The sequence below is a fragment of the Alkalibacterium sp. 20 genome (assembly GCF_001885615.1).
Lineage (GTDB): Bacteria > Bacillota > Bacilli > Lactobacillales > Carnobacteriaceae_A > Alkalibacterium.
This window is the reverse complement of sequence record NZ_LSRN01000015.1, coordinates 46,521-58,194: the sequence shown is the minus strand read 5'-3', so window position 1 is coordinate 58,194 and position 11,674 is coordinate 46,521. Positions and strand designations below refer to the sequence as shown.

The window sequence follows — 11,674 nt, the reverse complement described above, 5'->3', positions numbered from 1 at the left end:
TTTTGCTCATCTGAGAAACCTCCACTTAGAAACTATTCTATAAAAGTATAACGAAAATAACGTAAAAAAATAACCCAAAAACTAAAACACTCTTTTTTTGAGTGTCTAGTTTTTGGGTAGGGGTTCATAGTATGTAGACACCTGTGCTTTTTTTCTGTCAAATATCAGGTGAACTGAACGTAAATATTCAATCCAAAGGGAACTTCATCTTCAATGACTGCATCCTGTTTGCGGTCATACATCATATATGGACCGCCGGTAACGTAAACAAAAGCAGTGAGTAAGTAGCTGTCTTGATAAGACTGAACCGTTTTGGCCAATTCTTCCGGCAGGTACCCTAAAGTAATATTCTCGATTTTAACCAATGTCTTTCCTTTTGCTTTGTTTACAAAATCGACATTGACTGTCGTGATGGTTTCATACTTAAAAGCTTGTTTTAATAGGGGTGTAAAATCATCCTTCGTTTTACCCGAATAGAAATTTTTGAAGGGGTCTTCTTCTACCATCTGTTCTACGATCTTGTCGACTGTTTCTTCGTCTGCCTTTAAATCTTTATCCGTGATCTGTAATTCGTGTTTGACAGCATATTCGTCACTGCTTTCTGATTTGCTTGAATCTCTTGAAACGGAATCGCTCTTTTTACTTTTAAAAATATCAAATAGTCCCATGGTTAATCTCCTTTTAAAAAACGTTGTACTATAAGAATACTGAAAGTGCTTTATTTAGTCAATTGATGAATTGAAATCACTTGATTATTCAAATCAAGGGCTATGAGTTGAAGTTATATTAGAGCGGTGACAAACTATTAGCATAATAGTTTTTAAGGAGGAGTTTTAATGGTAAAAACGTACAGAATAGTAGAGAATCCACCTTTCCCAAACCATCCATTGCCGGTGCTTTATTATCCTCATGCTTTAGACGAAGTGTTTGACCGGTCAGATCCTGCTGAAAGTGTGAAAGCCTTCTTCAGTGACAATGGCTACAGTAATGGGTGGGTAAATGGTATTCATGATCATCATCATTTCCACTCGAACACCCACGAAGTATTGGGTTGTATTGCCGGGAGAGGGACAGTACAACTGGGTGGTCCAGGCAAAGATGAATATCCTTTCAATAAAGGAGATGTCGTACTCTTACCCGCAGGAACGGCACATAAACTGATCGATTCCACAGATGATTTCAAAGTGGTGGGGGCGTACCCTGATGGCATGGACCCCGACATGCAACGCGGAGAGGCACCCGATTATGACGAAGTTCAGCAAAAAAGTTACGATGTCTTGGTTCCGGCCACCGATCCCGTAACGAAGTTTGAAGGGCCTGTACATGAACACTGGCAAGTATAACTGAAAAAAAGTGCTGGGGCCCTGATTCCAGCGCTTTTATTGTCTAAAATATCAACCGTTTACATATAAGTAAAACTTATACTAATTATAAAAATAAACAGTTAGACTTTTGTTTGAAGAGCCTATATGATTGTTTTGTAAGCGATTACCAAACGTGTTTATAGATAACATGAATTATTTTAATAAATGCTAATTAGATTATAAAATATTATAGGAGGCGTAACATGAGAGAAGTTGTCATTGTCGAAGCAGCACGTACACCGATTGGATCTCACGGAGGAGCATTGAAAGATGTTTCCGCGGTAGATTTAGGAGTGGCCGTTGTAAAAGGTGTTATGGAGAGAGCGAAACTTGATCCGAGCCAGGTAGACGAATTGATCTTCGGAAATGTTTTAAGTGCCGGGTTAGGCCAGAACGTCGCAAGACAAGTTGCCATCTATTCTGGAATCCCACAAGAAGTGCCATCGTTTGCTGTAAATAAATTATGCGGGTCAGGACTTAAATCAGTCGCTCTTGCAGCTCAAGCGATCATGGTTGGCGATGCGGATGTCATTATTGCAGGCGGAACCGAAAGCATGAGCAATGCGGCTCACGTCATGAAAGATGCACGCTGGGGCAAACGCATGGGGGACATGAAAGTCGTCGATACAATGCTTAAGGACGGTTTAATAGATGCCTTTAACGATTATCACATGGGTATCACAGCTGAAAACATCAATGATAAATACGGGTTTACACGAAAAGAGCAGGATGACTTTTCTTTAACCAGTCAAAACAGAGCAGAAGAAGCGATGAAAGCCGGTAAATTCAAAGATGAAATCATTCCTGTTGAAGTGCCGCAGCGTCGTGGAGATCCTGTCATCGTTGACACCGATGAATATCCAAAATTTGGGATGACCTATGAAAAGCTGGAAAAAATGCGTCCGGCATTCAAAAAAGACGGTTCTGTCACAGCCGGAAATGCTTCAGGGCTCAATGATGGAGCAGCAGCTTTGATCTTGATGAGCAAAGAAAAAGCGGAAGAGTTAGGTATGAAACCACTTGTGACTTTGACTGCGTATGCAAGTGCCGGTGTGAGCCCGACAATTATGGGATGTGGACCGATTCCTGCTACTCAAAAAGTATTGAAAAAAGCGAACTTAACTGTTGAAGATTTAGATTTGATCGAAGCGAACGAAGCGTTTGCGGCTCAGTCACTAAGTGTCGTTAAAGACTTGAACTTAGATACGGACATCGTCAACGTCAACGGCGGAGCGATTGCCTTAGGCCATCCGATCGGAGCAAGTGGTGCGCGTATCCTGGTGACACTGATTCACGAAATGCTGAAGAGAGACTCTAAAAAAGGTCTTGCCACATTATGTATTGGCGGCGGTCAAGGTATTGCCGTTACAGTAGAACGATAGGAGGATAAGGATGGACAAGGTAATAGGAATCAACGAAGCAATCAAAGACATCAGAGATGGCGATACACTTATGATCGGTGGCTTTATGGCCAACGGTGCTCCAGAAAAATTAGTGGATGCATTGATCGCAAAAGGAATCAAAGATATCATCTTGATCAGCACAGATACCGGCTTGGTGACAACCGGATCAGGCAAACTGATCTCTAGAAAATTAGTGAAAAAACTATATGCTTCTCATATTGGAACAAATAAAGAAACAGGCCGTCAGATGAACGAAGGGGAAACAGAGGTCGAACTCGTTCCTCAAGGCACATTGGTCGAACGCATTCGCGCCGGTGGATACGGTCTGGGTGGTATTTTAACAAAGACGGGCTTGGGAACACTAGTTGAAGAGGGTAAACAGAGAATTACCGTTGATGGCGAAGAATATTTACTTGAAACACCATTAAAAGCGGATTTCGCACTCATTCACGCAGCCAAAGCTGACCGAAACGGGAATCTGGTGTACAAAGGATCAACAAACAACTTCAATAATGTCATGACTGCAGCAGCAAATGTGACGATCGTTGAAGCTGATGAAGTGGTTGAAAACGGTGAAATCGATCCGAACTTTGTGCATACGCCTGGCGTATTTGTCAATCATGTCGTGGATGGAGGTGCAATCAATGGATAAATTAGAAATGCAGGAGTTTATTGCAAAACGTGTAGCAAAAGAACTGGAACACGGCTTGGTTGTCAACCTGGGTATTGGCTTGCCTACGAAAGTAGCGAATTATGTCCCAGAGGGTATAGAAGTCATATTCCAGTCTGAAAATGGGTTTGTCGGATTGGGTTTAACACCGACGGAAGAGGAGCTGGATCCCAACATCGTCAATGCAGGTGGCATGCCTGTTACGATTAAACCGGGTGGTGCTTTCTTTGACTCATCTACTTCTTTTGGAATCATTCGTGGCGGACACGTTGATTTAACTGTGTTAGGTGCTTTACAAGTGGATGAAAAAGGGAACATCGCCAACTACATGATCCCTGGAAAAATGGTTCCTGGTATGGGCGGCGCAATGGATCTGCTTAGTGGAGCTAAAAAAGTAATTGTCGCAATGGAACACACTGCCAAAGGAAGACATAAGATTTTGGGAGAATGTAATTTGCCGCTCACAGCTCTTGGGGCAGTGGACAGTATCATTACCGAAATGGGTGTAATCAAAGTAACGAATGAAGGATTACTTTTAACTGAAATCAATCCGGGATTTACTGTCGAAGAAGTACAGGAAGCCACCGGTGCAAAACTTTATGTAGACAAAGAATTAAGAAAAATGGAAGTATAAAAAAATAATATAAATGGAGGAATAAAACATGGTAGAAGGAAAAGTTGTCCTCATTACAGGTGCAGCAAGCGGAATTGGACATGCAATCGGTTTGGAATTTTTAGAAAAAGGTGCCAAAGTTGTCTTCACTGACGTCAATGAAGAAAAACTGAATGAAGTAACAAAAGAATTACAGGATCAGGGTAAAGACTGCATAGGCATCAAAGTTGATGTAACGAAAGAAGAAGACATCAAAAGTGCCTTTGACCAAACGATCGAAAAATATGGTCGTTTAGATGTTTTACTTAACAACGCTGGGTTACAACACGTTTCTCCAATTGAAGATTTCCCTACAGATAAATTTGAATTCATGATCAAAGTCATGCTGACGGCACCCTTCATGGCAATCAAACATGCGATGCCAATCATGAAAAAACAAAAATTCGGACGCATCTTGAATATGGCTTCAATCAACGGGTTGATCGGATTTGCTGGAAAATCAGCTTACAACAGTGCGAAACACGGCCTTATCGGTTTGACTAAAGTAACAGCTTTAGAAGCGGCTGAATATGGTATCACAGTTAATGCTATCTGCCCGGGCTATGTTGACACACCACTTGTTCGTGGACAGTTGAGTGACTTGGCTGAAACTCGCAATGTTCCTTTGGAAAGTGTACTGGAAGATGTTATTTATCCATTAGTACCTCAAAAACGTTTGCTTGATGTATCTGAAATTGCGCACTTAGCTTTATTCTTAGCAAGTGACGAAGCTAAAGGCATAACTGGTCAGGCATCAGTGCTTGATGGCGGCTATACTGTTCAATAAATTTCAAATAAGGTAAGGGAAACGGTAGGGACAGATAAAGTCTATTTCTACCGCTGTTTCCTTGTTAATAACTGTAAAATCAAAAGTTATAGGGAATGCCTGCAGTATTAAAATAAAGTTCGATTAGATAAGAGGAGTGAGAAATATGGAAGTATTAGGCATTATTATTGGGTTAATTATATTGATGGGCCTAGCCTATATGGGTTATTCAATTATTTGGGTTGCCCCAGTTGCTGCCGGGTTCGTTGCGTGGACAGGCGGTCTTAATTTACTAGATGCATACACAGGTGTTTACATGTCTGGACTTGTCGGGTTCCTGCAGACATGGTTCCCGGTATTCATGCTCAGTTCCATCTTTGGTAAATTGATGGAAGATACAGGTATGGCACGTTCGATCGCTTTAACGCTTTCTAAATTATTAGGAGAAAAAAGAGCGATTTTAGGCGTGTTCATATCTGCTGCTGTATTGACGTATGGTGGTATCAGTTTATTCGTTGTGGTATTTGCTGTTTATCCACTGGCCTTATCTTTATTTAGACAGGCCAATCTACCAAGACGTTTAATTCCAGCAACCATTGCTTTAGGTGCGTTTACCTTTACAATGACGGCTTTACCAGGTACACCTCAAATTCAAAACTTGATTCCTATGCCTTATTTCTTCACAACGCCAACTGCCGCACCTATTATGGGTATTGCCGCAGCTTTAGTTATGGCAGTCGGTGGCTATTTCTACTTGATGTGGAGACAGAATCAGTTGATCAATAAAGGTGAACTTTTTGACGAACCAAAAGACAACACGGTTGTTGAAGTATCAGATGAAGTACCTAACGTATTTTTATCATTGATCCCACTTCTATCCGTTTTAATTACGTTAAATATATTGGAATGGAACATTGTGGTCTCATTGTTGGCAGGTATTATACTTATTCTGCTTTTAAGCTTACCAAGAATCAGACACATCGGTGTGACAAATTCAGTTAACGTCGGAGCTAAAGGTTCCGTTACGGCTATCTTAAATACCAGTGCGGCGGTTGGTTTTGGTACAACGGTACAGGCTGTTCCAGGCTTTGCCATTTTAACTTCCGCTTTGATGTCGATCCCAGGAAATCCACTTGTTTCGCTATCAGTAGCAATCAACTTGCTTGCTGGTGCAACAGGTTCAGCTTCAGGTGGTATGGGTATTGCATTAGAAGCACTCGGTGAACAATATTATAACCTGTCACAAACATCAGGTATTTCTCCTGAAGCATTCCATAGAGTGGCTTCCATCTCATCTGGTGGACTGGATGTTCTCCCACATAACGGTGCAGTATTAACCTTACTCACAATTACAGGGTTATCACACAAAGATAGTTACGTGGATATTGCTGTCGTAGCGATTGTTATTCCGGTTCTTTCTGTTGTTGTCGCTATTATCTTAGCTTCAATGGGCTTATACTAAAAAATAGTTACTTCTTTATAAGATATTAGACAAAAAAAGAGTGAGCTGTGAGAAATCATAGTATCACTCTTTTTTTCGTTTTGGATCATGTTCGATATAAGGATTGCAATCTTTTGTTAGTGATCGCGTGCCCTTCAGGTACCCGAAAAACCGACGAAGGGAACGCAAGTCACATTAACACAATAATTTAGAATAAAGCAGTATAAAAATCAAAAAAGCAAAAGGATAGGATGCTTGTCCTATCCTTTTTTATGTGATTGATAATATTCTTTCATGTAATTAAAAACATAATCCTCGATTCGCGAATACCGTTTTTTTTTTCTGCGACATAACACAACTTCCCAACGTAGGGGGTGCTTAAATTCCTTCCTTATGACATCAGGTGATGAATAATATTGTGCAACCGGTGTGGGTAAGACCGTAAATAAATTGGAATTACGGGTTGAGTTGAGCAGCAGATCCCAAGAAGCAGACTGTAAATACAGTTGTGGTTTAACGTTCTGACTCGAAAATTTATTTAACAATTGATGATGGATCATGTAGCTTGAGTCAAAGATGGCCATGGGCTGGTTATGCAGATCCGTCCACTGCAGGTTATCTTTTTGAGCCAATGGATTCTGACTGCTCATAAAGGCGGACAGAGTGTCGTTTCTTATGACTACTTCTTCAACGGTGCTGGAATCGAGACCGGTGGGGCGCAGGAGCACTGCTATGGGGAGCTCCTGTAAAAGTAAATCTTTTTTCAATTCTACAGCCCCTGCTTCCTTGATTTCAAAGCGAATCTCCGGATTAGTGGAAATCAATGTCGGTAAAATTTCTGGAAATACGACCGAGATAACGACGGGAGGGATGCCTATTTTTATGGTTCCTTTTAATTGTGTCGATTCTTCCTGAAGGTCTTTGATCATGTCATCATACTTTTGAATGATTTCCTTGGCATGTTGGTACAAGACGTCACCTGCAGGCGTTAATGTTTGCAGTCTTCCGTGAGCGCGTTCGAATAAAATGATGTTTTCATTTTTTTCCAAATTCGCAATGGTCTGACTTAAAGCGGGTTGAGAAATATGCAGAATTTTTGACGCTTGAGATATATTGAAATCATTTTCAACAATGGAGATGAAATAATGCATTTGTTTGATATCCATGCAAGATCCTTTCTTAAGCTAACCGGCTATTTGAACAGCTCATGATACTAAAATGAGTACTTCTCTCGGATTAATAATGATATGTTGTCCTTTGATGATGCCAAGTGGGGTTAATCCGGCTGAGTGTCGATTAGCTAGAATCGTCCATTCATCAGGAAAAGGGTAACTGCTTTTTAATTCCACTTCTTCTGAATGAGGGGTGGTATTGATAATGACTGCCATCATTGTCCATTCTTCTTCATTCAACGTATTGGGTATGGTATAAGCAAGCAGGTTTTCTTTCAGTTGTGCAAAGGTAACAGCGGCGCCCGTTTTGTTGGTTGCGTCACGTAACGGTGCATAGGCTTTCCTGATCGCCATCATTCCTCTGTAATACTCGAGCAGGTGTTTGTTTTCATAAGCTTGCGACCAATTCAACTGGTTGATCGAAATCGATGATTTGAAACTGTTCTCATCGCCTGACTTAGTACGGCCCCATTCTTCTCCAGCTTGCAAGAACATACCGCCCAAAGAAGTGAACAGCAAAGCGGCACTGAGTTTATTCAGCTGAATAGCTGTTTCATCCCGGCGATAATCTGGTTCATGCTGAAGTGTTTTGACCAATTTATCATAGAGGGTCAGATTGTCATGCGCCGAAGCATAGGTGATGACCTGAGCAGGATTTCTGGCCCACTGTTTTTCGTCAGGCAACGTAAAACGTCCAACGTCCGACTGTGTATTGGCGAGTATGCTTGCGACCAGATCATTCGTAGAATAAGAACTTGTATCAAAGCCGTTTGCCCCTTGTAAGAATCCGCCAGCTCTTTCATCAAAGACAGGACCCTTGATCGCATCTCTGAAGTCATCATTAAAAAGAGCGATACCGTCAACCAAATCATTGGCATGAAATTTATCGGCTGGTTTGTTCGGTTCATAAATAGCGACACTCCCGGCATTCCAAGGTTCGCCGTAAAGCAAGACGTGCGAAAAGCCTTTTTCATCAAGTGTTTGACGAAGGGTGTTCATCGTGTTGACGTCATGAAGACCCATCAAATCAAAACGAAAACCATCAATATGATACTCTTCTGCCCAGTAGAGGACGGTATCGATAATATACTTGCGCATCATTTTACGTTCACTGGCTGTTTCATTGCCGCAGCCTGATCCGTTGGTGAATTCGCCATAATGGTCCTGACGGTAAAAATAATCAGGGACGGTCAGCTGAAACCAGGATTTCTCTGTGAAGAAGGTATGGTTGAAGACAACGTCCAAGATCACACCGATGTCATGCTGATGCAAGTGCGCAACCATTGTTTTGAATTCAAGAATACGTTTTTTAGGATCGCTGGGGTCAGAGGCGTATTTCCCTTCAGGTACCATGAAGTTCTTAGGGTCATACCCCCAGTTGTAAGCAGGTGAATACTCATCGTTTTCAAAGTCGAAAGCGGGTAACAGATGAATATAATTAACGCCTAACTCTTCTATATAAGACAGCCCCGCTAATTGGTTTTTATCGGAACCCACCGTAACGTTTTCTTCAGTAAAGGCCAGATATTTCCCGCGGCTGTCGGTTGAAAAGTCAGCCTGTTCATCGCTAGAGAAATCCTCCGTGTGTACTTCCCAAATAATGGCCTCAGTAATCGCAGAGACACCTTTATATGAATCGTTTGTCCAGTTGTCGGGATTGGTTTCTCCGAGATCGATGATTGCAGACCGGTTACCGTTCAAGCCGACCGCTTTTGAATAGACATCTGCAGATTCAACTTCATTTTCATTATGAATAAAACTATACGTGTAAAAATACCCGTTTAAATCTTCATTAAAATTAAAAAACCAGCAATTGTTTTCCAGCTGCATTTTACGTTTATAAAGGGGAGTGGTTGAGTCAGCTTTTTCATAGACATTCAAATAAACATGCTGAGCCAAAGGAGACCACACTTTAAAGAAAGAGGTTTCTTTTGTGTAAGTAAGTCCTAAATCAGTTTCAGTGTAAGCATGATCTTCTAAATAAGGGATACGTTCTTCGATAGGATAGTGAGGAGTCATTGTTATATTCCTTTCATGAATCTGTAAGTACATTATACCATGGTCAATGTGTTTCAAGAAAAAAAAGAGCTACCCGTTTGACTGACAGTCGTTAAGGGAGTTCTTTAACGACTGTAAGCCGACAGACAGCTGTTTTGGTTGATTTGAAGCGTTAAGACGATTTCCAGTAAAAGGTTTCCATCCGAGGCGATATAAAACGACAGACTGAGGTTTTCCAAAAAATGAGGGAAACACCTTTTTTATGGATATATAGGATAAACTAACTGGATAAGATAAGAAATGATATTATCAGGAACAAAGGTTGTGAAGATGACAGTTGTAAAGAACCGTACAAATTGTTTTTCGTTTTATTGGTTTATTAGGGTGCTTTTGACCGCGACGTTCACTGAGTGAGTTAGGCACTTATTAAAGAGTGTAGTCAACAAAAATTTTCAGGGCTGCTTTATGTCCAATAACTATTTGACTGCCTTCGGGTGACTCTAAAGTCAAAGGCCCTTCAAAGGGTTCGATGTTGATCAAATGATAGCTATTTCCCAACTGAATATCTTTTTCGAGTAAATAATTCAAAAAATCTTCCTGGTCATCAACTTCTTTAATTTTGAATTGCTCGCCTACGTTGACATCGATAAGCGGATATTTAATGGTCTCAGGAATTGAACCGTCTTTATTAGGGATCACTCCGCCGTGTGGATCAAACTTGGGTTCACCTAAAAATACATTTAGCCGTTCAATCAATAAGTCGGAAGAGGCATGTTCAAGTAAATCGGCATCTGCATGTACTTCATCCCAATCGTAACCGAGCTTTTCAGCTAAAAAAACTTCCCAAATGCGATGCTTACGAATCAGCTGATGGGCAACGCGTTTGCCAGAGGGCGTGAGTTTAACGCCTTGATAAGGGATGTGACTGATCAGTTTTTCTCTCAACAACCGCGCGTTCATTTCGGTTACTGAAGCCGCGGATATAGATAGAGCATGAACCAGATCTTTATTAGAGATAACCGTTTCGTCCCCGCCAAGTTCATAAATCGCTTTAATAAAATTTTCTTTATTGGGTGTCATGTATGTCCGTCCTTTTTTATCTTTATAGTTAAGTTTTACCATACTCATTTGAAGGTTGTCAAAAAGATATGCAAATTGAATGATTCGTTTGACTAAAAAATATTTTTAGGGTAGACTAAAAAATATACAAAAGCAACTCTAAGCAATTACAAATGGGGGATAGATATGACAAAGTTAAGATGGTTTAGCATAGCCATACTGCTAGTGTTGATTAGTGGATGCAGTACAGATAATAACACTAATCGAAATGATAGCGAAACAGTATCGATCGTTACAACGACGTCTTTCTTAACCGATTTGGTTGAGACGATCGGTGGAGAAAATGTTTCTGTTACAGGTTTAATGGGACCGGGAGTAGATCCACATGATTATCAACCGTCAACATCGGATATCACCGCAATGGGAGAAGCCAATATCGTCATTTATAATGGTTTGAATTTAGAAGAACGGTTTGCAGAGGTCTTCGATCAATTAGGTGAACGAGATGTGTTAACAATCGTCGCAGCGGATGCTTTAGATGAAGCGAGTATGCTTTTTGATCCGGAAGAAAGTGATTTTCAAACAGTGGATCCGCATATATGGTTCAGTGTTTCAAGATGGAAACAAGTGACGCAATACATTGCGGATGAATTGAGCGCTTATGATCCTGATAATGCAGAAAATTATAGGAGAAATGCCGCAGAATATTTAGACGAATTAGATGAATTAGCTCATTATGTCGAAAATAGAGTAGAAGAAGTGCCGGAAAAATCACGTTATCTGGTGACAGCGCATGATGCGTTTCAGTATTTCGGTGAAGAATTCAACTTTGAAGTGGTTGGACTACAGGGACTAAATACACGTACAGAAGCCGGAACTGGAGATATCAGTGAAATGGCGTCGTTCATAGTGGAAAAAGAAATAAACGCAGTATTTGTAGAAAGTTCGGTATCACCCAGAAGTATCGAAGCGTTGATCGAAGCGACTAACAGTCGTGGACATCAATTGAAAAATGCTGGAGAGTTGTATTCAGATGCTTTAGGAAGCAGTGAAGATGATGCGGATACTTATATAACGATGTATCGGTCAAATGTGGATACCATAGTATCGGCTTTAAATGAAAATTAATAGCCAGAAAGGGGGAGTTAA

General features: G+C 40.8%; 11 protein-coding genes. 7 read left to right on the top strand and 4 right to left on the bottom strand.

All coding sequences use genetic code 11. The features are described 5' to 3' along the window. Positions 1-164: 164 nt before the first annotated feature. Entirely contained in the window at positions 165-668 is a 504-nt protein-coding gene (locus AX762_RS02390; RefSeq protein ID WP_071847567.1) for a hypothetical protein, read from the bottom strand. 168 nt (positions 669-836) lie between these two features. Here AX762_RS02390 and AX762_RS02385 point away from each other — a divergent pair, with 168 nt between their 5' ends. The 6 genes from AX762_RS02385 (at position 837) to AX762_RS02360 (ending at position 6,317) form a co-directional block, all read left to right on the top strand. Further along, on the top strand, positions 837-1,343 hold the full coding sequence (locus AX762_RS02385; RefSeq protein WP_071847566.1) for a cupin domain-containing protein: 507 nt from the start codon (positions 837-839) through the stop codon (positions 1,341-1,343). Positions 1,344-1,567: 224 nt separating this feature from the next. Continuing rightward, positions 1,568-2,746, top strand: a complete 1,179-nt coding sequence (locus AX762_RS02380) for an acetyl-CoA C-acetyltransferase (protein WP_071847565.1) — start codon at positions 1,568-1,570, stop codon at positions 2,744-2,746. 10 nt (positions 2,747-2,756) lie between these two features. Further along, on the top strand, positions 2,757-3,419 hold the full coding sequence (locus AX762_RS02375) for a CoA transferase subunit A (RefSeq protein ID WP_071847564.1): 663 nt from the start codon (positions 2,757-2,759) through the stop codon (positions 3,417-3,419). After that, positions 3,412-4,071: a 3-oxoacid CoA-transferase subunit B gene (locus AX762_RS02370; protein WP_071847563.1), complete on the top strand. Its 660-nt coding sequence runs from the start codon at positions 3,412-3,414 to the stop codon at positions 4,069-4,071. Before AX762_RS02375 ends, AX762_RS02370 begins: the two co-directional genes overlap by 8 nt. 28 nt (positions 4,072-4,099) lie before the next feature. Next, a complete protein-coding gene (locus AX762_RS02365) occupies positions 4,100-4,876 on the top strand; it encodes a 3-hydroxybutyrate dehydrogenase (RefSeq protein ID WP_071847562.1) in 777 nt (258 codons plus the stop codon). Positions 4,877-5,021: 145 nt separating this feature from the next. Then, entirely contained in the window at positions 5,022-6,317 is a 1,296-nt protein-coding gene (locus tag AX762_RS02360) for a GntP family permease (RefSeq protein ID WP_071847561.1), read from the top strand. Positions 6,318-6,556: 239 nt separating this feature from the next. On the opposite strand, the gene AX762_RS02355 is transcribed toward AX762_RS02360, so the two are convergent. The 3 genes from AX762_RS02355 to AX762_RS02345 all read right to left on the bottom strand — a co-directional run bounded on the left by AX762_RS02355 (position 6,557) and on the right by AX762_RS02345 (position 10,546). Further along, positions 6,557-7,462: a LysR family transcriptional regulator gene (locus AX762_RS02355; RefSeq protein WP_071847560.1), complete on the bottom strand. Its 906-nt coding sequence runs from the start codon at positions 7,460-7,462 to the stop codon at positions 6,557-6,559. Between the two features lie 39 nt (positions 7,463-7,501). Continuing rightward, entirely contained in the window at positions 7,502-9,487 is a 1,986-nt protein-coding gene (pulA, locus tag AX762_RS02350; RefSeq protein ID WP_071847559.1) for a type I pullulanase, read from the bottom strand. Positions 9,488-9,892: 405 nt separating this feature from the next. Further along, positions 9,893-10,546 (bottom strand): metal-dependent transcriptional regulator, encoded by a 654-nt coding sequence (locus tag AX762_RS02345; protein WP_071847558.1) that lies wholly within the window; start codon positions 10,544-10,546, stop codon positions 9,893-9,895. Positions 10,547-10,711: 165 nt separating this feature from the next. On the opposite strand from AX762_RS02345, the gene AX762_RS02340 reads away from it, so the two are divergent. Continuing rightward, the gene (locus AX762_RS02340) at positions 10,712-11,653 is read left to right on the top strand and encodes a metal ABC transporter solute-binding protein, Zn/Mn family (protein WP_071847557.1); all 942 of its coding nucleotides are present in this window, start codon (positions 10,712-10,714) and stop codon (positions 11,651-11,653) included. Positions 11,654-11,674 lie beyond the last annotated feature (21 nt).